General features: G+C 67.8%; 24 protein-coding genes. 10 read left to right on the top strand and 14 right to left on the bottom strand.

Going from position 1 to position 21,364, the window contains the following annotated elements; genetic code table 11:
• Positions 1–81: 81 nt before the first annotated feature.
• Positions 82–852, top strand: a complete 771-nt coding sequence (locus C998_RS0101380; RefSeq protein ID WP_018869049.1) for a rhomboid family intramembrane serine protease — start codon at positions 82–84, stop codon at positions 850–852.
• Here the strand turns inward: C998_RS0101380 and C998_RS0101375 are convergent.
• Complete coding sequence (locus tag C998_RS0101375) at positions 849–2,945, bottom strand: TonB-dependent receptor family protein (protein ID WP_369771830.1); 2,097 nt, start codon at positions 2,943–2,945, stop codon at positions 849–851. The genes C998_RS0101380 and C998_RS0101375 overlap by 4 nt on opposite strands.
• A gap of 25 nt (positions 2,946–2,970) precedes the next feature.
• Here C998_RS0101375 and C998_RS15000 point away from each other — a divergent pair, with 25 nt between their 5' ends.
• Entirely contained in the window at positions 2,971–3,180 is a 210-nt protein-coding gene (locus tag C998_RS15000) for a hypothetical protein (RefSeq protein WP_196799370.1), read from the top strand.
• Positions 3,181–3,265: 85 nt separating this feature from the next.
• Here the strand turns inward: C998_RS15000 and C998_RS0101365 are convergent, their stop codons facing one another.
• Positions 3,266–4,417 carry an OprO/OprP family phosphate-selective porin gene (locus tag C998_RS0101365; RefSeq protein WP_026279421.1) on the bottom strand — a complete coding sequence of 384 codons (1,152 nt, stop codon included), beginning with the start codon at positions 4,415–4,417 and terminating at the stop codon, positions 3,266–3,268.
• A 143-nt stretch (positions 4,418–4,560) separates the two neighbouring features.
• On the opposite strand from C998_RS0101365, the gene phnE reads away from it, so the two are divergent.
• Positions 4,561–5,106 (top strand): phosphonate ABC transporter, permease protein PhnE, encoded by a 546-nt coding sequence (gene phnE, locus C998_RS13995; RefSeq protein ID WP_018869045.1) that lies wholly within the window; start codon positions 4,561–4,563, stop codon positions 5,104–5,106.
• A gap of 64 nt (positions 5,107–5,170) precedes the next feature.
• On the opposite strand, the gene C998_RS0101355 is transcribed toward phnE, so the two are convergent.
• The gene (locus C998_RS0101355) at positions 5,171–6,037 is read right to left on the bottom strand and encodes a dienelactone hydrolase family protein (RefSeq protein WP_018869044.1); all 867 of its coding nucleotides are present in this window, start codon (positions 6,035–6,037) and stop codon (positions 5,171–5,173) included.
• A 173-nt stretch (positions 6,038–6,210) separates the two neighbouring features.
• On the opposite strand from C998_RS0101355, the gene rpmB reads away from it, so the two are divergent.
• Together rpmB and rpmG are read left to right on the top strand one after the other, a co-directional pair.
• Positions 6,211–6,447 (top strand): 50S ribosomal protein L28, encoded by a 237-nt coding sequence (rpmB, locus tag C998_RS0101350; protein ID WP_024329587.1) that lies wholly within the window; start codon positions 6,211–6,213, stop codon positions 6,445–6,447.
• Between the two features lie 12 nt (positions 6,448–6,459).
• The gene (rpmG, locus tag C998_RS0101345) at positions 6,460–6,633 is read left to right on the top strand and encodes a 50S ribosomal protein L33 (protein WP_018869042.1); all 174 of its coding nucleotides are present in this window, start codon (positions 6,460–6,462) and stop codon (positions 6,631–6,633) included.
• Between the two features lie 77 nt (positions 6,634–6,710).
• Here rpmG and C998_RS0101340 read toward each other — a convergent pair whose 3' ends face one another.
• The gene (locus C998_RS0101340) at positions 6,711–6,917 is read right to left on the bottom strand and encodes a hypothetical protein (RefSeq protein ID WP_018869041.1); all 207 of its coding nucleotides are present in this window, start codon (positions 6,915–6,917) and stop codon (positions 6,711–6,713) included.
• A gap of 71 nt (positions 6,918–6,988) precedes the next feature.
• Between C998_RS0101340 and C998_RS0101335 the strand changes: the two genes are divergently transcribed.
• Genes C998_RS0101335 through mutM form a run of 3 tightly spaced genes read left to right on the top strand, consistent with a single transcriptional unit; the run spans position 6,989 to position 9,985 of the window.
• Entirely contained in the window at positions 6,989–8,212 is a 1,224-nt protein-coding gene (locus C998_RS0101335) for an EAL and HDOD domain-containing protein (protein WP_018869040.1), read from the top strand.
• Complete coding sequence (locus C998_RS0101330) at positions 8,209–9,165, top strand: hypothetical protein (RefSeq protein ID WP_018869039.1); 957 nt, start codon at positions 8,209–8,211, stop codon at positions 9,163–9,165. Before C998_RS0101335 ends, C998_RS0101330 begins: the two co-directional genes overlap by 4 nt.
• The gene (gene mutM / locus C998_RS0101325) at positions 9,158–9,985 is read left to right on the top strand and encodes a bifunctional DNA-formamidopyrimidine glycosylase/DNA-(apurinic or apyrimidinic site) lyase (RefSeq protein WP_018869038.1); all 828 of its coding nucleotides are present in this window, start codon (positions 9,158–9,160) and stop codon (positions 9,983–9,985) included. Before C998_RS0101330 ends, mutM begins: the two co-directional genes overlap by 8 nt.
• A gap of 8 nt (positions 9,986–9,993) precedes the next feature.
• Here mutM and ggt read toward each other — a convergent pair whose 3' ends face one another.
• From ggt to coaD, 3 genes are read right to left on the bottom strand one after another with little or no spacing between them, the layout of a single operon-like run.
• The gene (gene ggt, locus C998_RS0101320) at positions 9,994–11,724 is read right to left on the bottom strand and encodes a gamma-glutamyltransferase (protein ID WP_018869037.1); all 1,731 of its coding nucleotides are present in this window, start codon (positions 11,722–11,724) and stop codon (positions 9,994–9,996) included.
• Between the two features lie 15 nt (positions 11,725–11,739).
• Positions 11,740–11,991, bottom strand: a complete 252-nt coding sequence (locus C998_RS0101315) for a YfhL family 4Fe-4S dicluster ferredoxin (protein WP_018869036.1) — start codon at positions 11,989–11,991, stop codon at positions 11,740–11,742.
• A gap of 37 nt (positions 11,992–12,028) precedes the next feature.
• A complete protein-coding gene (gene coaD / locus C998_RS0101310; protein WP_018869035.1) occupies positions 12,029–12,517 on the bottom strand; it encodes a pantetheine-phosphate adenylyltransferase in 489 nt (162 codons plus the stop codon).
• Positions 12,518–12,665: 148 nt separating this feature from the next.
• On the opposite strand from coaD, the gene C998_RS0101305 reads away from it, so the two are divergent.
• The gene (locus C998_RS0101305) at positions 12,666–12,893 is read left to right on the top strand and encodes a hypothetical protein (protein ID WP_018869034.1); all 228 of its coding nucleotides are present in this window, start codon (positions 12,666–12,668) and stop codon (positions 12,891–12,893) included.
• A 188-nt stretch (positions 12,894–13,081) separates the two neighbouring features.
• On the opposite strand, the gene C998_RS0101300 is transcribed toward C998_RS0101305, so the two are convergent.
• The 7 genes from C998_RS0101300 to C998_RS0101270 all read right to left on the bottom strand — a co-directional run bounded on the left by C998_RS0101300 (position 13,082) and on the right by C998_RS0101270 (position 20,244).
• Positions 13,082–13,831 (bottom strand): ThiF family adenylyltransferase, encoded by a 750-nt coding sequence (locus tag C998_RS0101300; RefSeq protein WP_018869033.1) that lies wholly within the window; start codon positions 13,829–13,831, stop codon positions 13,082–13,084.
• Positions 13,818–14,609 (bottom strand): TatD family hydrolase, encoded by a 792-nt coding sequence (locus C998_RS0101295; protein ID WP_018869032.1) that lies wholly within the window; start codon positions 14,607–14,609, stop codon positions 13,818–13,820. The genes C998_RS0101300 and C998_RS0101295 overlap by 14 nt, the downstream gene beginning before the upstream one ends.
• A 15-nt stretch (positions 14,610–14,624) precedes the next feature.
• The gene (locus C998_RS0101290; RefSeq protein WP_018869031.1) at positions 14,625–15,656 is read right to left on the bottom strand and encodes an NADP(H)-dependent aldo-keto reductase; all 1,032 of its coding nucleotides are present in this window, start codon (positions 15,654–15,656) and stop codon (positions 14,625–14,627) included.
• Positions 15,657–15,684: 28 nt separating this feature from the next.
• Positions 15,685–16,821 carry an FIST C-terminal domain-containing protein gene (locus tag C998_RS0101285; RefSeq protein ID WP_018869030.1) on the bottom strand — a complete coding sequence of 379 codons (1,137 nt, stop codon included), beginning with the start codon at positions 16,819–16,821 and terminating at the stop codon, positions 15,685–15,687.
• On the bottom strand, positions 16,818–17,279 hold the full coding sequence (locus C998_RS0101280) for a hypothetical protein (protein ID WP_018869029.1): 462 nt from the start codon (positions 17,277–17,279) through the stop codon (positions 16,818–16,820). The genes C998_RS0101285 and C998_RS0101280 overlap by 4 nt, the downstream gene beginning before the upstream one ends.
• Positions 17,280–17,443: 164 nt before the next feature.
• Positions 17,444–18,334, bottom strand: coding sequence for a phosphoribulokinase (locus C998_RS0101275; protein ID WP_018869028.1), 891 nt, complete (start codon positions 18,332–18,334; stop codon positions 17,444–17,446).
• A gap of 50 nt (positions 18,335–18,384) precedes the next feature.
• Positions 18,385–20,244 (bottom strand): SLC13 family permease, encoded by a 1,860-nt coding sequence (locus tag C998_RS0101270; RefSeq protein WP_018869027.1) that lies wholly within the window; start codon positions 20,242–20,244, stop codon positions 18,385–18,387.
• A gap of 259 nt (positions 20,245–20,503) precedes the next feature.
• Between C998_RS0101270 and C998_RS0101265 the strand changes: the two genes are divergently transcribed.
• Positions 20,504–21,361, top strand: coding sequence for a universal stress protein (locus C998_RS0101265; protein ID WP_018869026.1), 858 nt, complete (start codon positions 20,504–20,506; stop codon positions 21,359–21,361).
• Positions 21,362–21,364: the final 3 nt, after the last annotated feature.

Genomic DNA, 21,364 nt, shown 5'->3' with positions numbered 1-21,364 from the left:
CGGGGCTGCCCGCGCGGACCCGAAACCGCTGCCCCGGGCGGTGCATTGTTCCCCGTCACGCCCCCGTGGCAGTCTTGTTCGATGCTGAACCTGCGACGCCCGGCACCCCCGACGGACCCCGCGGCCGATCGCGAACGCTTCCGGCGCGCGCTGCTGTGGCCCTTTGTCGGGGTGATGGCCCTGGTCCTGATCCACGCCCTGCAGGAGGTGCTGGGCGCGGATTTCTCGCGTCTGGGCATCCTGCCGCGCGACGGCGTCGGCGCGCTGGGGATCTTCACCTCGCCCCTGATCCACGGATCCTGGGGGCACCTGATGGCCAACGCCCCCACCCTCTGGGTGCTGGGCATCCTCACGCTCTACGGCTTCCCGCAGGCCACGCGCACCGCGGTCCCGCTGATCTGGATCATGGGCGGGCTGGGGGTCTGGCTGTTCGCCCGCGAGGGCCTGCACATCGGCGCCAGCGGCCTGACCCACGGCCTGATGTTCTTTGCCGTGGTCATCGGTATCCGCCGCCGCGATGCGCTGTCCATCGCGCTGACGATCATCGTGCTGTTCCTCTACGGCAGCATGTTCTGGGGGGTGTTCCCGACCACCCCCGGCGTGTCGTTCGAGGCGCACCTGTTCGGTGCGACCGTGGGCGCGGTCTGCGGCTGGTTCCTGTACCGCCGCGACCCCTTCCCGGTGGCACAGCGCTACGCCTGGGAAGAAGACCCGGACGACCCCACCGACGCCGAGACCCTGCGCAAGATCGAGCAGGGCCGCCTCGACGAGATCGAACCGCCCCGCCACCGCGACCAGCACGGCCCCGGCGGCCCTGACGGCCCCGACGATCCGCCCGACCGCCGGGATTAATCCCCGAAGGTCACCCGCAGACCCGCGCGCAGGGTCAGCCCCGGGGCGGGCTCGTAATACCGTCCGAAGTTTGCGTTGATGCGAACGTTGTCGATGTTGTCGGCATCCAGAAGATTGTTCGCGCCAACGAAGGTCTCAATGTTCGCGCCGTTGCGCGTCCACTCGCGCCCGGCCCGCAGGTTGACCGTGGTCTGCGAGCCGACGCGCTCGTCGTTGGCGTCGTCCGCATAACGCGCCCCGGCGTGCAGGGCATCCACGGTGACGAACCAGGGACCGTCGCGCCAGTCGGCCTCCAGGAACAGCTGCTCGCGCGGCAGTCCGGGCAGCCGATTGCCGTCGTGGCGCACGCCGTCGACGTCTTCGTATTCACGAAAGCGGAAATCATTGAGGGTGAAGGCGCTGCTCAGGGTCCATTGCGGCGTCGCCTGCCAGTCCAGCGCCAGCTCCAGCCCGTCGCGCGCGGTGCGCCCGGCATTGGTGTAGAAGTCCCGGTCCCCCTCGCCCTCGATCTGGAAGGGCGTGATCTCGTCGCGCACCCGTGTGCTCCAGAGCACCGCCTCCCAGCCGAACGCACCCTGTTCCCCGCGCCAGCCCAGTTCCAGGCTGCGAGCCTTCTGCGGCTCGAGGTCCGGGTTGAAGCCGCCTCCGCCCCCGGGATTGGCGAATTCGGTGAAGGTAGGGGTCTCGAAATTGGTGGCCACGTTCACCCACGCCCGCTGCCCCGGGCGGAAATGCCACACCAGCCCGGCCATCAGGCTCTCTTCGCGATAGGTCCGGCTGTCGGAACGATCCGGCTCGCCGACCTCCTCGGAAAAGTCATCATCGATGCTGAAACGAATACGATCGTGGCGCGCCCCCAGCACCAGGTTCCAGTCCTCGCCCAGCAGGGTATCGGTATGCAGGAAGGCGCCACGGGTGCGGGCGCGTTCGGTCTGTTCCAGGGCAAGATTGGTGACGGGATCATTCGGGTCCGCGGAACAGCCGGGAGCCTGGTCATCTTCCTCGGGATCACGGTCGAACAGCTGTCCGGCGGAACAGCGTCGCGTCCGCTCGTCGCGCTGTTCCTCCAGATCCACGCCCGCCAGCCAGCGCGTCGGCCCGAGATCGCCTTCCAGCTGGGCATTCAGCCCGTAGAAGTCGCGCTCGTATGCCACCCGGCTCGACCCCGGGAACGGCAGCTGCTGGGCGTAGTCGCGCTGCGTCCAGAATCCGCCGACGCGCAGATCCAGCTCACCCACCGGCTGTTCCCAGCGCAGCCCGGCGGTCAGCTGTTCGGCCTCCTGGGTCGCATCCAGCGACTCGGCGTTCGGGGCGGCCTGGCGCCGGTCCTCGCGCATCTCGTCGCGGGTCAGCCCGCCCGGGTCCTCGGTGCGCGGGGCGTCCAGGTAGCGCAGGTGGGCACGCAGCGTGCCGTCGCCCAGTTCGCTTGCCGTATGCAGGCGCAGATAGCGCTTTTCCGCCCGCGACTGGTCGCGGTAGCCATCCATGCGGAAATCATGCGCGGTCAGCGAGTAGCGGTGCTCGCCGAGGTCCGCCTCGCTGGTCGCCTCCAGCCGACGAAACCCGTGCGAGCCTGCCAGCACCCCGCCGCCATGCCCGCGGGGCTCGCTGCCGTCCCGGGTGCGAATCGAGATCACCCCGCCCGAGGCGTTGCCGTACAGCGCCGCGCTGGGCCCGCGCAGCACCTCGATGTCGCGGATGTTCAGCAGGTCGATCGCATCCACCTGCGACTGCCCGTCCGGCGTGGTCTCGGGGATCCCGTCCTGCAGGATGCGCAGCCCGCGCACGCCGAACGGCGCCCGCGAGCCGAAACCGCGTATGGAGATGCGCACATCCTGAGCGAAGTTGTGGCGGTTCTGCGCATACAGCCCGGGCACCCGGTTGAGCGCCTCGTCCAGCTGCAGCCCCTGGCGCGCCTCGGTGGCCTGACGCCCGTCCACCCGGCTGACCGAGGCCGGCAGCTCCGCCAGCGGCGTCGTCAGCCGCGGTGCCGACACCTCCACCGGATCCAGCACCACGGGCTCGTCCGCCAGCCCTGCCAGGGGCAGGAGCACGGACAACGTCCCCGCGACACGCAAAAGACAGCTCGACATGACCCCCTCCCGTTCTTGAACGTCCGTGTTACCGAGTCGTCATCGCCCGGCAACACATGCGTCATTTCCGTTCTCCAGGGAAACACTGATCAATGTACACGCTCAGACCATCAATGCCGACGATCATCGGCTGGAGGCCAGCCGCGGCGAATGGCTGAAGGTCGCTGACGAAGCGCTGCTGCTGGCCCAGCCTCAGGCGCTCACCCTGGCCAGCGGCGACGGGGCTGCGCCCTGAGTGGCTCACCGTTCTGGCGCGCACAAAAAAGGCCACCGGACGGGATGTCCGGTGGCCGAAGGTCCCCGAAGACGTTACGAGGGGATCAGAAGCTGTACTGCATGCGGGCGAGGAAGATGTCCGGACTGTCGTCGCGGAAGGCGCCTTCCGAAAGGGCGTCCACGGCATCGCTGTCATCCACATCCACCATCACGTAGTTCGCCATGAAGCGCAGATTGGGATTGACGTAATAGTTCACCCCCAGAGTGAAATTCTTCTGCTCCCCTCCCAGGATCCCGGAATCTCCCAGATCCACCGAGCTGTAACGCGCGGCGATCTCCCACGCACCGGACGAGCGCTCGGGCTCGACGGTGCGGAAACCGGTCGGACGATAGCCACGCGTCTCGCCGGTCAGGACCCAGCCGGCCTGGACATGCCAGCCATCAAAGCTGACGTCCGAACCGGAGTCACGATCCACCTCGGCCCGCATGTATTCCGCGCTGGCGTGGAACGGTCCGGTGAGAAAACCGAGCTCCAGGCCCGCCTTGGTGGTGGAGCGGGCATCGATGCTGCCCGTATCGATCAGGCGATTCCCCTCGGTCGGGCGAGATTCCGGACGATCACGAAAGCGCACGCTGCCCTCGCGCGCATTGCTGGCAATGCGTTCGTGGGACAGGGAACCACCAAGGTGGACGACCTGATCGCCGCGAACCGGATTGAAAGTCACGCGGCCGGCGGCGCCCAGCGGTGCGTCGCCATCCGGATCCCCTTCGATGGAGTGCGAGTACCCCATCACGGAATAGTGATAGTTATCACCGGACTGATCGAATCCGACACCGATGCGACGGGAATCGGTGAAAACCTGAGATGAAGCCCGCTCGATGAAAGTCATGCGATTGGAACTGGTCAGTGTTTCCATGCCCTGCGGCACCTTGAACTGACCCATCTGGAGTGTACCGGCATCCGTGTCATACGAGATCTTGAGATCGTTGTAACTGATGCTGCCACCGGCGAAATCAAACTCGATCTGATAGCCCCAGCGGCCACCCAGATCACCACTGCCACCAAGACGCGCACGCCGCACCAGGAACCCGTCCTGAAAGGCTTCCTCTCCGAGGTTGTCAGTGTTGTGCATAGCGGCGTCCAGATGCAGACGACCGCGTGGATCGAACGTCAGATCAGCCGCGGCCGGGGCGCTAACTGCAACCCCCAGGCCGAGGATGAATGCGGTATTTACGGTGTACTTAATGCCTTTCACGTTCTGTCCCTCCCGTCATTGAAATTGGCAGGAACAGAAGCTACCGGGGCCGAATGGCAGCCCCGTTACGTCCGGAAGACGCTCCGTTTACATGACACGCAGAGCGCGAGAACGGTCATGCCGACGTCATCACGGCGCCAGGCGTGACGGTCGGTGTCATCCTGAGCGTGCCGATGGCCCTGCTGTGTGCCTCGAACACCGCCCCGAACCGTCTGGTTCGGACCCTCAGCCGGACCATCGTGGCCACCATGCGCACCATCCCGGAACTGGTCTGGGCGCTGATCTTCGTCGTCGCGGTCGGGCTCGGCCCGCTGGCCGGGATCCTGGCCATCATCATGGACACCATCGGCTTTTGCGCGCGCTTCTTCTCCGAGCGCGTGGAGGAGGTCTCGAAGGGGCCGTCCGAGGCGCTGACCTCCACCGGCGGGGGCCGGCTCTCGGTGATCTTCGGCGCCATCCTCCCCGAGTCGATGGCCTCGATGACCGCGACCAGTCTGTACGGCGTGGAAAAGGCGATCCGCTCGGCCGTGGTGCTGGGTCTGGTCGGCGCCGGCGGGATCGGGGTGGAGCTTTCCACCGCGATGCGCATGTTCCAGTTCGACCAGGCACTGACCATCATCCTGGTGATCCTGGTCGTTGTTATCGGTTTCGAGCAGATCTCCTCGGCCATCCGCCGCCGCGTGATCTGACCACCGGAACACGCCCTTCCAGCCCCTCCGGTCGCAGGACCGGAGGGGCTTTCTTGTGTGTACCTCAGTCGCGCAGGTGCTCGTTGACGAAGCGGGTCACGCGGACCATGGCATCGCGCGCGGCCAGGTCATCGGCAAAGGTGCGGTTGTCGCCGTTGCGGAAGTCGAAGCCGCGACCCACGCCCGGGTACTCGATCCACGTGACGTCGCCACCACGATCCTCGAGCCCGTCGGCGGCCATCTTTGCGGTCCGGTGGCGCTGGTACTGCTCCTCGTCCCCGATCAGGATCATCACCGGGATCTCCAGCTGATTGAATTCGCTGGCATAACGATACACCTGGTGGGGTTCGCCCAGGTTGGGGTCCTGCACATGCGGGTAATAGCCCGCCCAGCAGGCCACGTCGTCCACCTGGCGTTCATGGGTCACCGCGACCTTGAGGGTCTTGTACCCGCCCCGGGTGATCGACACCAGGCAGGCGCGGTCGCCGAGGATGTCTTCCCGCGCGAGCAGCTCATCCAGACCGCGGTCCAGATCCCCTTCCAGTTCGTAGTCGTGGTCCAGCGGGTGGGTCTCGATGAAACGACCGGTATAGAGGTCCGGCGCCAGCACCACGAATCCGCGCGCGGCCAGGCGTTTCACGTGCAGCTCGGCCAGATGGTCCAGCCCGCGCCGCCCGTGCGACCACAGGATGGCCGGATAGTCCTCGCCCTCGGCCGGGCGCGCGACCATCGCCGGAACGATCACGCCGTCACGCTCGTATTCCAGGCGCTCGATCTCGACCTCGTGGTTCTCGATGTCGGGATTCAGCTGGCCTTCCTGCCACCAGCCATCGTCCCACCACCACTGGCCGTCGCCGGTCTGCGCCTCGTTGGCTGCCAGCGGCCCTGTCATCATGCCGGCCAGAAACGCGCCCGCGATACCCCGTACCATTGCTCCCTTCATGCTCTTCCCCCGCTGGTTGCAGCTCATGGTTCACTTCGCATCAAAAGATAGACGCAACGGACCGCCTTCGCCGTCCATGGCGCCCGGCCCTTGCGCCCGGGCCCGGTATCCGCTAGTATCCGCGATCTTTCGTCCCGACCCGAACATCTGGAGTAGCCCCGATGTCCCGAGTATGTCAGGTGACGGGCAAGCGCCCGGCTACCGGTAACAATGTCTCGCATTCCCAGCGGAAGACGCGGCGTCGCTTCCTGCCGAACCTGCACACCCATCGTTTCTGGGTGGAAAGCGAAAAGCGGTTCGTGAAGCTGCGCCTGAGCAGCAAGGGCATGCGCATCATCGACAAGCGCGGCATCGAGGCAGTCCTGGCCGACTGCCGGGCCCGCGGCGAAAAGGTCTAAGGAGGCAGCACGATGGCAGCCAAGAATCAGGGGCGCGAAAAGATCCGGCTGGTCTCCAGCGCCGGCACGGGTCACTTCTACACCACGTCCAAGAACAAGCGGAACATGCCCGAAAAGATGGAGATCAAGAAGTTCGATCCCGTCATCCGCCAGCACGTGATGTACAAGGAAGCCAAGATCAAGTAAGCGCGGCCCGTCGCGCGCGCATGAAAAAGCCCGGCCATGCCGGGCTTTTTTGTGGCCGGACTTCGAGCGGGGCGGGGTCAGCTGTCGCCGCCCTGCGCCTCCACCACGTCCTCGGCCCAGCGGGTCATCAGCTTGCCCCAGCGATGGGCCGTGGCCGGATCCAGCTCGATCTTGGTGTAACGTTCACCATCGCGGATAATGACCCGCAGCAGGGGCATCCCGGAGTCGTGCAGGATCTGGCGCAGCTCCACGATCTCCCCGAACGGCGCGTTGATGGAATCCATGTCGCGTTTCCTCTTGTTGCGGCCCGTGTCCCGCAGGAAGGACCGATCCACATCGTTTGCAGACAATAAGCATGCAGCCAATATTTGTCGGACGGCAACCCATTTTCGATGGCGAGGAACGCACCATCGGGTTCGAACTGTTGTTCCGGGCCGGGGCCAATGCCAGCGAGGCCAACGTGGTGGACGGCGATCTCGCGACCTCCGACCTGCTGCACAGCGCCTTCATCGACATCGGCATGGAGAACCTCGTCGGGGAACACCTCGCGTTCGTGAACCTGCCGCGCGGCTTCCTCGATCACGAGGTCCTGCAAAGCCTGCCGCCCGAACAGGTAGTGCTCGAGATCCTCGAGGACATCGTGGTGGACGACGAGGTCATCGCCGCCGTGCGCCGGCTGAAGGAACACGGCTTCCGCATCGCCCTCGACGATTACCAGTTCCGCGAACAGGACTCGCCCCTGATCGAGCTGGCGGACATCGTGAAACTGGACCTGCTGGCGTTCGATGGCGACAGCCTGCGCGCCGAGATCGAGCGCCTGCGACCCTTCAACGTGGAGCTGCTGGCGGAAAAGGTCGAGGACGCCGCTACCTACGCGACCTGCCGCGAGCTGGGCTTCCTGTACTACCAGGGCTTTTTCCTGTCCTACCCCAACGTGGTGGAGGGCCAGCGCCTGGAGCAGCTGGAAGTCGGCCTGCTGCAGCTGATCGAGAAACTGCAGGATCCGGAGATGTCGGCCGAGCAGCTGGCCGCACAGATCAATGCCCACCCCGATCTGGCCATCCATGTGCTGCGCCAGGCCAGCAGCCCGTTGCTGCGGCACCGCCGCCCGATCGAAACCCTGCGCGAGGCGATCGTGCTGCTGGGGACCGACCGCGTGCGCTCGCTGGCGATGGTTGCCGCCCTGCGCACCAGCACCCCGCAGCGCCAGGGCCTGGAACAGGTGATGATCCGGGCACGCATGGCCGCGCTGCTCGCCGCGCCTTCGGGCGTGCCGAACGAGTCCGAGCGCTACTTCACCCTCGGCCTGCTGTCGGGGCTGGACCGCGTGCTGGGCATTCCTCTGCACCGGGTACTGGGCGAGCTCAACCTGAGCCCGGCGATGGAGGATGCCCTGCTGGAGCACAGCGGGGAGCTGGGCGCCGTACCCCGGATCATCGAGACCTTCGAGGACCCGGATCGCCGGTTCCCGTTCGAGGTTTCGCCGGTGTCGCCCCAGGTCGCCGGGCGACTGTACATGGAAGCGGTACGCTGGACGGAGAGCATGCTGGTGGAGATGCAGGGAGCGAGCAGCGCATGACCATTGATCTGGACACACGCCTGACGCCCGCGGATACCGCATCCGCGGAGCCCGCGGGCCTGAGCCTGCGGCCCGCGAACGATCCGGGTATCCGCTGCGCGGGAGCGAACGGCACGACCCTGGCGATCGACCCGGGGCTGGCCTCGCTGGACCCCGCCCCGCCGGAGGAACGCTGGTTCGCCGGGCCGGCGAGCAGCGCCCCGTCCGGAGAAGGGGGCCTCTATCGGATGGTCTGCGGCGACGTCCTGTTCCTTGCGCGGGAAGGCCCCGACGACGACCTGCGCGAACGCACCCGGGACGTATACCGGGACCTGGTCGCGGCCTGCCGCGAGGCAGGTTATCCGTACCTGCTGCGCATGTGGAACTTCTTCGGCCGCATCCACGAGCCGGAGCAGGGGCTGGAACGCTATCAGGCCTTCTGCACCGGGCGCGCCGAGGCCCTGGAGGCCCTGGAAATCCCGCTGGGCGGCATGCCCGCCGCCACCGCGATCGGATCCGACCACGCCGGCCTGTTCGTGCACGCCATCGCCGCGCGCGAACCCGGGGCCCCGGTGGAGAACCCCCGCCAGGTCAGCGCGTACCACTACCCCGAACGCTACAGCCCCAAAAGCCCCAGCTTCGCCCGCGCCACCCGCATCGAGACGCCGCGCGGCCCGATGCTGCTGATCTCCGGCACCGCCAGCATCACCGGGCACGAGAGCCGGCACCCGGGTGATATCGCCGCGCAGACCCGCGAGACCCTGGCCAACCTGGACACCCTGCATGCCGAGGGCGGAACCGATCTGCCCGGGCTGCGCTGGCTGCGGGTCTACCTGCGCCACCCGGAGCATCGCGACACCGTGGAGGCGATCCTGCGCGAGCACTACGGTGAACGGACCCCGCCGGTGCAATGGGTACGCGGCGATGTCTGCCGCCAGGAGCTGCTGATCGAGATCGAGGGCGTGCATGCCTGAGCTGCCGGAGGTGGAGACCACCCGGCGCGGCCTCGAACCCCTGCTTCGCGAACGGCGCATACTGCACCTCGAGGTGCGTGACGCGCGGCTGCGCTGGCCGGTCCCGGCGGATCTCCCGGCACGGATCGCCGGCGCCACCGTGCGCGGCCTGCGGCGGCGGGCCAAATACCTGCTGCTGGATACTGATGCCACCGGGTTGCTGCTGCATCTGGGGATGTCGGGCAGCCTGCGCCACTGCGCCCCGGATACGCCGCTGCGGCGCCACGACCACCTGCGCCTGATGCTCGACAGCGGCAGCGAGATCCGCCTGCACGATCCGCGACGCTTCGGCTGCTGCCTGCCACTGGATCCCGCGCCGGACGGCGGTCCCGACAGCCATCCGCTGCTGGAGGGCCTGGGGCCGGAACCGCTGGACGCGGACATGGACGGCGACTACCTGTTCCGGCGCAGTCGCGGCCGGCGCGGGCCGGTCAAGGCCTTCCTGATGGATCAGGCCACGGTGGTCGGCGTTGGCAACATCTACGCCACCGAGGCATTGTTCCTCGCGGGCATCCGTCCGGGGCGCGCGGCGGGCCGCGTGACCCGCGCCGAATACCGCCGTCTGGCCGGCCACGTGAAGGCCGTGCTGGCCGCCGCCATCGAACGCGGCGGCACGACCCTGCGCGATTTCCTGCGCGAGGACGGCAGCCATGGCTACTTCCGTCAGGAACTGCAGGTCTACGGGCGCGCCGGGGAGCCCTGCCGGGTCTGCGGCACGCCGATCCGCACCCGCAGCGTGGGCCAGCGGGCCAGCGCCTACTGCCCGAGCTGCCAGCGCTGACCCGGGGCTCAGCGTTCGAAGACGCGCGCCTCGCCCTCGCCGCGCGGATCCGAGGCCGCCTCCAGCCGTCCGGCCTCGCGCTCCCACAGCACCGCCTGCATGTCGCCGAACGGGCGCACCTGCGGGGTCAGACGATGGCCACGCTGCACCAGCTTGCCGCGCAGCTCGGTGTCGAAGGCCCCGGTCTCGAATTCGACCCGGTCGGGCAGGTACTGGTGGTGCCAGCGCGGGGCCTCCACCACCTCGTCGATCGGCTGACCGTCGACCACGCCGAGGATGCCGTGCAGCACCATGGTGATGATGCGGCTGCCCCCCGGGGTGCCGAGGATGGCCACGCGATCGCCGGTGTCCACGAAGGTGGGGCTCATGGACGACAGCGGCCGCCGCTGCGGGGCGATGGCATTGGCCTCGAAGCCGATCAGGCCGTAGGCGTTGGGCTCGCCCGGCTTGGCGGAGAAGTCATCCATCTCGTTGTTCAGCAGGACACCGGTCCCCGGGACCACGTAGCCGGAGCCGAACGGGTAGTTCAGCGTCAGGGTCGCGGCCACGCGGTTGCCGTCGGCGTCCATCACCGAGAAATGCGTGGTCTGCGGGCTCTCCGCCGCGCCATCGGTCCCCGGACGATTCCCTGGCTCCACCACCGGCGGCAGGCCGTCGCTGGGGGTCGCCTGGTCGGGGTGGATGCCGGCGCGCAGGCCGGCCGCGTAATCGCGTGACAGCAGCCGCTGCAGCGGCATGTCGACATGATCCGGATCGCCCAGGTACTCGGCGCGGTCACGGTAGGCCCGGCGCATCGCCTCCAGGATCAGATGAATGCGGGCGTCCTCCTCCATCGCATCCAGATCGTGGAAGGACAGGATGTTGAGGATCTGGCCGATGGCCACGCCCCCGGAAGACGGCGGCGCGGCGGTCACGATCTCGGCGCCGTTCCACTCCAGGCGCACCGGATCGCGCTCCACCACCTCGTAACCCGCGAGGTCCTCGGTACTCCAGATCCCCCCGGCCTCGCGCACGCCCTCCACCAGGATCTGCGCCAGCTCGCCGGTGTAAAAGCCGTCACGGCCGTCGGCGGCGAGGCGCCGCAGGGTGTCGGCCAGATCGGGCTGCACCAGCTCCGTGCCCGCCTCCGGCGGACCGCCATCGCGCAAGAAGATCGTCCCGGCATCGGCGCCATCGCGCAGCGCCTGGTGCCGGAACTCGGCCATCTGCTGATAGCGTGGCCCGACGGTCACGCCTTCCTCCGCCAGGCCGATCGCCGGGGCCAGGCTGCGCTCCAGCGACCGTGCACCGTACTCCGTCGCGAGATGATCCAGGCCCGCCGGCATGCCCGGGATCCCGGCCGCCAGCACCCCGTCCAGCGACAGCCCGTCGATGACTTCGCCGTCCTCGTCCAGGTACATGTCGCGATCGGCCGCGGCGGGCGCGGTCTCGCGGGCGTCGAGCATCAGCGTGCGGCCGCTGTCCGCTTCGTGCAGCAGAAAGAAGCCCCCGCCGCCGAGCCCGGAGCCGTAGGGCTCCGCGACACCCAGCGCCGCGGTGATCGCCACCGCCGCGTCGAACGCATTGCCGCCGTCAGCAAGGATCGCCTCGCCGGCCGCGGTGGCGTCGGGATGGGCAGTGGCGATGGCGTGTTCGCCGGGCCTGGCGTCAGGCGTCTCGGCGGGCCCGGCAACGACCGGGGAGGCCAGCGGGGCCGCAAGCAGCCCGAACAGCGTGGCGTTCAGGAGGTAGCGACGCATGACAGGCCGCCCCGGCTATTTCGCCGCCATCAGGGCTTCGTATTTCGTCATCAGCTGCTCGCGGGTCTCCTTGTGGTCCGGATCCAGGGGGATGCAGTCCACCGGGCAGACCTGCTGGCACTGCGGCTCGTCGTAATGCCCCACGCATTCGGTGCACAGGTTGGGATCGATCTCGTAGATCTCGTCGCCCGGGTAGATGGCCTCGTTCGGGCACTCGGGTTCGCAGACGTCACAATTGATGCATTCGTCGGTGATCATCAGGGCCATGGCTTTTCCTCCTCGGGCCAGGAAGGGGTGCGAGCGGTCAGTCGGCCACCCCGGGATCCCGGGCCAGCATGCGCGCCACCCCGGGGCTCACGAATTTTGAGACATCGCCGCCCAGGCGCGCGATTTCCCGTACCAGACTGGACGAGACAAAGCTGTATTCCTCGGCGGGTGTCAGGAACAGGGTTTCGACCTCGGGCGCGAGCTGACGGTTCATGGCCGCCAGCTGGAATTCGTGCTCGAAGTCGGAAACCGCACGCAGGCCGCGCAGGATCACCGTGGCCTGCTGTTCGCGCACGAAATGGGCCAGCAGGGAGTCGAACCCGATCACCTCCACCCGCGGAACGTCCTTCAGCGCCTCGCGGGTCTGTTCCACGCGGGTCTCCAGCGGGAACGCCGGGCTCTTGCCGGGGTTCGCGGCCACCGCCACCACCACCCGGTCGAACAGGCAGGCGCCGCGACGCACGATGTCGGTGTGCCCGTGAGTAACGGGATCGAAGGTCCCGGGATAGATGGCGGTAATCGGCATGCGGCTCGCAGACAGTACGGTTCGGGGGCGCCATTACACCGCAACCCGCCGCCGGAGGGAAACTCGCGGGTCGCCGGCAGGCCGACAGGCGCGCCTCTAGCCGCTACACTGCGGCGCACACACACGCCGGGCCCACCGGGAGACACGCATGACCGACGAATACCGCCCGCCGCTGGCCGACTACTGGGACGAACTGGAATCCCGTTACGGCGGCGGCTTCAACTTCCAGCAGATCAGCCGCGAGGAACTGGATCAGCTGATCGGGCACCTGCGCCAGGCCGTGAACCAGGACCCGCAGGTGACCGAGGTGGAAAAACAGAACCTCGCCCTGGTGCTCAAGCACGCCGAGGAAAGCCGCAAGCGGCGCAAGGGCTGAGTACCCCGGGGCCCTGCCGGTTCGCGTGCGAGCACGCTCCCACAGATGGATTGATGGGGCGACGGGGCGATGCAACCGGAAAGGTGGGAGCCTGCTTGCAGGCGAACCAGGCGTGCGAGCGCGCTCCCGCAGACGGGGCGATGCAACCAGATAATGTAGGAGCCTGCTTGCAGGCGAAAGAGCCAGCCTCAGCGGTCGATCAGGCTGCGGATCACCTCGCCGGCGGCGGTCAGGCCGAACAGCGCCGGCAGATAGGAGATGGTGCCGTTGACCGAGCGCGGCCGCCCGCCCAGCGGCCCGTCCACCGGCCGGTGCTCGGTGCCCTTGCTCGGGTTCTCGATGGAGAACACCACCGGATAGTCCAGGCGCGCATCCAGCCGCCGCAGGCGCTTGCGCATCTGCCGCGCCAGCGGGCATACCCGGGTGCCGTCCAGCGGCCCCACGCGCACCGCGCGCGGGTCGATGCGGCCGCCGGCCCCCATGGCCGAGATGACCCGCACCCCGCGAGCCTGCGCGCCGGCCACCAGGGCGGCCTTGCAGGCGATGGAATCGATTGCGTCCAGCACGTAATCGGCATCCTCCGGGATCAGCTCCGCGACCGTGTCCGGGTTGAGGAACTCGCGCCGGACGGTCACCGCGATCGCCGGATCGATGTCGCGGATGCGTTCGGCCATCACGTCGGTCTTGGGATGCTGCACCGTGGAGCGCAGGGCCACCAGCTGGCGATTGAGATTGGACGGCGCGACCACATCGTGGTCGACCAGGGTCATGCGGCCGACCCCGGCACGGGCGACGGCCTCCGCGGCATAGCTGCCAACCCCGCCCAGCCCGGCAATGAAGACATGCCGGTCGCGCAGGCCGGCAGTGACATCCGCCCCCAGCAGGAGATCGGTGCGTTCGGTATAGGCGTCGTGTGGCAGTTCGTCAGTGCCGCTCATTGGTCCGGACCGTATCCAGCCGGAAAACCCGGCGTGCATTCCGGGTTGTGAGTATAGCGGTACTGACGGGGTCCGTGTTGCGCAAACGCGCCACGGCCGCGTTGACCCCGGCGATCATCGCCGGTTCGTTGCGCTCGCCGCGATGCCCGGCCAGCGGCTGGTCCGGCGCGTCGGTCTCCAGCACCAGGGCCTCCTCCGGCAGGTCGCGCACGATCCGCTGCAGGCGCCGCGCACGATCGAAGGTCACCGGCCCGCCGAACCCCAGCACGCAGCCCAGATCCACCGCCTGTCGCGCCTGCTGTTCGCTGCCGGAGAAGCTGTGCAGGATGGCGGTCACGCCCGGGTGCTGGCGCAGCCCCTTGAGGATCGCATCCACCGCGCGCCGGCAGTGCAGGATCACCGGCAGGTCGTGGTTATGCGCGATCGCCAGCTGCGCGGTGTAGAACCGCCACTGGGTATCGAAGTCGAGCCCCGCCACGAAGCCGTCGAGCCCGGTCTCGCCCACCGCCACCGCCTGCGGGTCGGCGTCCAGCGCGGCGTCCAGGGCGTCCAGATCCGCGTCGGCGTGCTGTTCGAGAAACACCGGATGCAGTCCGCGGGCCACATACAGCCCCGGCTCGCGGCGAGCCAGGGCATCCATGTCCGCCCAGCGGTCACGGGTCACGCCGGGCAGGACCATCTGCGTGACCCCGGCGGCGCGGGCGCGATCCAGCACCGCCGGGCGGTCCGGATCGAACGGATCCAGATCGAGATGGACGTGGGTGTCGAACAGTTCCACGCCGCCGCCCCCGGACTATGGGCTGGGGTAGGTGTAGCGGGCGTGGATGTCCTCGATGGCCTGCAGGATCTCGTCGGACAGGGCCACGTTCACCGAGTCGATGTTCTCGCGCAGCTGTTCCATGGTGGTCGCACCGATCAGGTTGCTGGTCACGAACGGCTGCCGGTTGACGAAGGCCAGCGCCAGCTGGGTCGGCGTCAGGCCATGGCTCTCGGCCAGCCGGGCGTATTCCTCGGTGGACGCCAGCGCCTGCGGGTTGCTGTAGCGCTGGAAGCGCTCGTACAGCGTGAGGCGCGCCCCCTCGGGCTTGCGCCCCTCGCGGTACTTGCCGGAGAGCATGCCGAAGGCCAGCGGGGAGTAGGCCAGCAGGCCCGCATCCTCGCGGATCGCCATCTCGGCGAGACCGGCCTCGAAGCTGCGGTTCAGCAGGCTGTAGGGGTTCTGGATGGAAACGATGCGCTCGGCCAGCCCGCGCTCGTGCTGGCGCAGCCATTCCATGAAACCCCAGGGCGTCTCGTTGGAGATGCCGATGTAGCGCACCCGCCCGCTGGCGACCACGTCCTTCAGCGCGGCGGCGGTCTCCTCGATCGGCGTGGCCCGGTCGTCCGGATCGTGGACGTAGCCCAGCTTGCCGAAGAAGTTGGTCGAGCGCGCCGGCCAGTGCACCTGATAGAGGTCGATGCAGTCGGTCTGCAGGCGTTCCAGGCTGGCATCCACGGCCTGTTCGACGTGCTCGCGGGTCAGCTGCGTGCCGCCGCGCAGATAGTCCATGCCCGGCCCGGCGACCTTGGAGGCCAGCACCGCGCGGTCGCGGCAGCCGCGCGAGCGCAGCCAGTTGCCGATGTAGCGCTCGGTCAGCCCCTGGGTCTCGGCCCGCGGCGGCACCGGGTACATCTCCGCGGCATCGATCAGGTTGATGCCGCGCTCCAGCGCATAGTCCAGCTGCTCGAAGGCCTCGTCCTCGGTGTTCTGTTCGCCCCAGGTCATGGTGCCCAGGCCGATCAGGCTCACGTCGATGCCGGTGCGTCCCAGCTTGCGATACTCCATGCCTCTCCCCTGCCCCGGCGGGGCGTTGTCAGGTGAACAGCGTCAGCACGCCGGTGTAGGCGTACAGACGGTTGGAAAAGATTTCACCGTTGGCGAAGAAGCCCACCAGCGGCACGTCCCCCAGGGCCCGCTGCACGGTGCCCAGCTCCACGTCCGCGTGCACGAACTGATGCCGTCCGCGCCCCAGACAGGACACGTAGATCGCCCCGCGGATCCCTTCCGGGCACTGCTCACGGATCTGCTGCAGCATGCGCTCCAGGTCCTCGTGCGCCGACTGGCCGTCGCGGCGCACGAACAGCACCCGTGACCCCTGCTCCAGGGTCTCGCCCACGGCCAGTAGCTCCTGGTCCATATCGACGCCGGTGATATTGCGCACGCGATAGTCCCCGGTATCCGATGCGGGGATGGGGAACCCGATCTGGATGTACCCCAGGGCCCGCTTCAGATCGCGCGAAAGCACGTCGCCGATGATCCGCCGGAACGCCGGCAGTGCCGGTTCGCCATTAAGACGGACGATGATGTTGCGCCAGGTCTCGGTCAGTTCGTGCTGCCCGGGCAGCGGCGTGCAGCCCTGGGTGTGGCGGGCCACCAGCGGCACGTCGTCGCGCAGCACGAGGCCGGTGATGCCCGAGCTCATCACGCCATCGGCGATCTGGACCGCGTCGTCCGCGCCGGAGTTGATCCCGCCGGTCGCGAACCATGCGGTCTCTTCGCCGATACGGGTCAGGATCCCCTCGACGTCTTCCAGGCGCGGATCGGCGTTGAGGATCAGCCGGGCCGGCGTCGCCGGGTCGACAAAGCCCTCCACGGCCCGGGACAGTTCGTCGAAGGACCGCACCGGATGCCGGATCAGGCGCACGGAGTCCGCCGGGAACTCCCCGACCATCAGAGTGACGGCGGGGTCGTCGTAGAACTCGTGCTGGCGACCCATCACCGCGATGCCCATGCCGCCGACGAAATGGTCGATCGGCCGGCGACGGCCCAGCTCGCGCAGCAGCAGCCGGGCGTTGCGGGCGATGTCATCGGAGACGTAGATGAAACCCACGCGCACCCGCCCGTCGGCCGCCGGGGCCAGCTCGCCCAGCTGGTCGGCCAGCTCGGCGGCCAGCGCCCGCGGCTCCTCGCCGGTGGCGCTGGCACAGAGGAAAGGTTGGCTCGCGCTCATAGTCCGAGATGCTCCAGCATGCTGAGGGCCTCGTTGTCCTCGACCGGGATACCGACCTCCGCCCGCATGTGTTCGTTCCCGACAAACTCCAGACGGGCGTGGTGCCGCGTGTCCAGCTCTTCCAGGAACCAGGCGATCTCCGAGGGGTGCACCACGTGCTCGCCACGCACCAGATGCCGCGCCAGCATCGCCTCCTCGCGGATGTCGAGGAACAGCGGCTGCGGCAGCTCCAGCGGCAGAACATGGGTCTGCACCAGCCATTCCACCGGGGTCGCACCCCGACCGGCCGGCAGGCGACGGCTGTCGATGCGGAAATGCCCGCCTCCTCCGGGCTGCTTGAGCAGCTCCTCCAGCCAGTCGCCGGAAAATCCCCGGTGCACGATCAGCGAGCGCCCGGTGTAGCGGGCGCGGAAACGCTCCATCTGGCGCGCCGGACGCGGGCCGAACAATCCGAACACGGCAACTCCGTAATCTCGGGAACAGGCAGGCAATCCTATCCGAAAGCGGCGGCGCGTTGAAAAAGAGCGCCCCGGCGCCGTGCGATCCGCAGCAACAAAAAGGGCCGCGACCCGAAGGTCGCGGCCCCTGCAACGGGCCCGCAGCCCGCGCCATGCACTCGCGATCAGCCGCGACGCGCCAGCATGTCGTGGATGATCGGGGCAAGGATGACTTCCATGGCCAGAGCCATCTTGCCGCCGGGCACCACGATGGTGTTGCGCCGGGACATGAACGAGTCCGGGATCATGTTCAGCAGGTAGGGGAAGTCCACGCCGAACTTCTTGGGATCGCTGAAGCGGATCACCACCATGCTCTCGTCCGGGGTGGGGATGTCCCGGGCGATGAACGGGTTGGAGGTGTCCACGGTCGGCACCCGCTGGAAGTTGATGTCGGTGCACGAGAACTGCGGGGTAATGTAGTTCACGTAATCCGGCATGCGCCGCAGGATGGTGTCCACGATCGCCTCGGCAGAGTAACCGCGCTCGAGGTTGTCACGGAAGATCTTCTGGATCCACTCGAGGTTCACGATCGGCACTACACCGATGCCCAGATCCACATACTGCGCCGCGTTGACGTTCCCGTGCTGCACCAGACCGTGCAGGCCTTCGTAGAACATCAGGTCGGAACCCGGCTCGATCTCTTCCCACGGGGTGAACTCGCCCGGACCGAGGTTGGTGCCGAGACGCTTGTTATGGTGCTCGGCTTCCTCGTCGGAATGCAGGTAGTAGCGCTTCTCGCCCTGGCCGGTCTCGCCGTAGGTCTTGAACAGATCCTCGATGCGGTCGAACAGGTTGGCCTCGGGGCCGAAGTGCGAGAAATGGTTGTTGCCCTCGTCGGCAGCCTTCTGCATGGCTTCCTTCATCGCCTTGCGGTCATAGCGATGGAAGCTGTCACCCTCGATCACCACGGGGTTGATCTGCTCGCGGCGGAAGATCGACTCGAACGAGCGCTTCACGGTGGAGGTGCCGGCACCCGAAGAACCGGTGACGGCGATCACGGGATGTTTCTGGGACATGAGAGTCTCTCCTTACGCAATCAAGCGTTACAAACGTCAGCAAATCGGGGTCAGAAGACCAGATTGATCATGAACATGGCGACCACGCCGAACAGGATCGTCATGATGCTGCCGGCCTTCATGTAGTCCTTCACCCGGTAGCCGCCGGGGCCCATGATCAGGGCGTTCACCTGGTGAGTCGGGATCAGGAACGAGTTGGAGGTGGCGATGGCCACGGTGATCGCGAACACGCGCGGGTCGGCATCCATGCCCGCGGCCTGGGCCGCGGTCGCGAAACTGATGGCCAGAGGCACCAGCAGCACGGTCGCGCCCACGTTGGACATGACCAGGGTAAAGAACGTGGCCAGCGCGAAGATCGTGGCCTGCAGCACCCAGGGTGGCACGGTACCCAGCATCTCCAGCGTGTTCTGCGCGATCCAGGCCGCGGTGCCGGTATTCTCCACCGCCATGCCCAGAGGGATCAGCGAGGCCAGCAGGAACACGGTCTTCCAGCTGATGGAATTGTAGGCGTCGTCCAGGCTCAGCACGCCGGTCAGGATCATGCCCATGGCCCCGGTCAGCAACGCAATCGACAGCTGCAGGTCGGTGAACAGGATCAGCGAAACCGCCACCGCGAGGAAGCCCAGCGCGTGCGGGACCTTGCTCGGGCGCAGCTCCTCGCGCGGGTAGTCCGAGGTGATCACGACGAAGTCGCGGTCCTTCTCCAGACGCGCCAGCGAGGTCCAGGTGGTGTGCACCACCAGGATGTCACCCGGCTCCAGCGGGATGTCACGCAGGCCCTCGCGGTAAACCTCGCCGCCGCGCTGCATGCGCATCACCGACAGCCCGTAGGTCTGACGCATGGCGACCTCGGTTACCGTCTTGCCGGCCAGGTTGGACCCCGGCGAAATCGCGACCTCGGCGATCCCGGACTGGGAAGAGTCCAGGGCGCTGGCGAACACGTCCAGGTCGCTGGACGGCGGGTGCTTCAGGTGCCGGCTCAGCTCCTCCATGCGCCGCGGGCTGGCCAGCACCGCCAGGCGCGAATTGGGCTGGATCTCGTAGCCGGTCCAGGGGGCCATGCGCAGCTCGTCGCGAGCATGCGAGCCGACGATCGCCACGCCGGTCTCGCGTTCGACATCGGCCACGGTCCGGCCCACCAGCGGATCGCTCTCGGCGATGCGCACCTCGTGGATCTCGTAGGACAGGCCGTAGACCCGCTGGAAATAGTCCCGCGTGCCTTCGGTCGCGGTCGGCTGCGCGCCCACCGACGGCAGGACGTAGCGCCCCAGCAGCACGAAATAGACGATCACCGTGGCCAGCAGCGCCAGGCCGATGGGCGTGACATCGAACAGCTCGAAACGCTCCATGTCATCCGGCAGCAGATCGTTCAGCAGGATCAACGGGCTGGAACCGACCAGGGTGATGGTTCCACCCACGATCGCGGCGAAGCCCATTGGCATCAGCAGGCGCGACAGCGGGATACCCAGACGGCTGGAGATGCGGCTCATCACCGGCATGAACAGCGCCGCCGCACCAATGTTCTGCATGAAACTGGAGATCACGCCGACCGTGCCCGACACCGTGGGGATGATGCGTTTCTCCCCGGTGCCACCCACGCGCATGATGAAACTGGCGACCTTGTGCATCACGCCGGTCTTGTCGAGCCCGGCGCCGATGATCATCACCGCGATGATCGAGATCACCGCATTGGAGGCAAATCCGCTGAACAACTCGTCCTGCGCCACCAGCTCGCCGAGCTCGGGCAGCAGCGGCACCACACCGAACACCAGCGGGATCAGCCCGATCAGGACCATCACCAGGATCGCGGCCAGATCGACCCGCACGATCTCGGAGACGAACAGGAAGATGGTGAAGGCGAGCAGGCCCAGCACCACGATCATTTCGGTGGTCAGCGTCAGATTTTCCATGAACCGCCAGTCCTGAAGGAGCAAGGCCGGCGGAATCAGTCCGCCGGCACGGGAAGAACGGGTGCATCGTCCGGTCACGACACCGCGCGGAGCACCGGGCCACGCTGGCCGGGCGGAACTCCGCAGACAACACCCATTGAAAGCGCGCGATTATTCCATCCCGGCGGGCCGGACGCAAAAACGGGCCCGTGCCGAAGGCGTGCGCAGGCCGTGTCCCCTCCGGTATGCTGGGGAAATCGATCGAGAAGGAGAAACCGCCATGGCCGAAGCGGCGTCCACCGGCAACCAGCCCCAGTTTCGCACCATCGTCGTCGCCACCGACGGCTCGGAATACAGCACCGCCGCGGAGAACGTGGCCCTGGAGCTGGCCGGCCGCTGCGGGGCACGTCTGCGGATCGTGCGCATCATCCCGACCGACACCCAGCACGACGCCCTCTCGCCGCGGCGCAGCCACGACGCCAGCGTCGCGGCCCAGGGTGACCTGGATACGCTGGAGAAACGCGCCCGCGAGGCAGGCCTGGAAGTCTCCGCCATCCTGCGCCACGGGGTCGACCGGCATCAGGAGATCGTCAGCGTGGCGGAAGAGCACGAAGCCGACCTGATCGTGATTGGCCGGCGCACCCGCGGCGAGATGGCCCGCCTCATGGTGGGCGACGCCACCGCCAAGGTGATCGGACTCGCGCCGTGTAACGTGATGGTCGTCCCGCGCGACACCGAAGCCCCGCGCCAGGGCCTGCTGGTAGGGACCGACGGTTCCGAACTGGGCGACAAGGCCGCGCGTGCGGCCGTGGAGCTCGCGCAGCACTGCAGCCTGCCGCTGACCGTGGCCTCGGTCGCCGTGCCCGGACAGAGCGAGGCCCGGCGCCAGGAGGGCGTGGACGCGATCCAGCGGCTGCAGGGCGAGGCCCGCGAAGCGGGCGTGGAAACCGATGCGCTGTTCGAGGAAGGCCGCCCGGAGGTCACCCTGATCGAGATCGCGGAGCGCCAGCATCGCGACCTGATCGTGCTGGGCAGCCATGGCCGCACCGGGCTCAAGCGGCTGCTGATGGGCTCGGTCTCCGAACGCGTCGTGGGTCAGGCGCGCTGCCCGGTCCTGGTGGTCAAGAAGAAGGGCTGAGCC

This window comes from Thioalkalivibrio sp. ALgr3, assembly GCF_000377325.1.
Taxonomy (GTDB): Bacteria; Pseudomonadota; Gammaproteobacteria; order Ectothiorhodospirales; family Ectothiorhodospiraceae; genus Thioalkalivibrio.
This window is presented reverse-complemented; position numbering and strand designations above follow the sequence as displayed.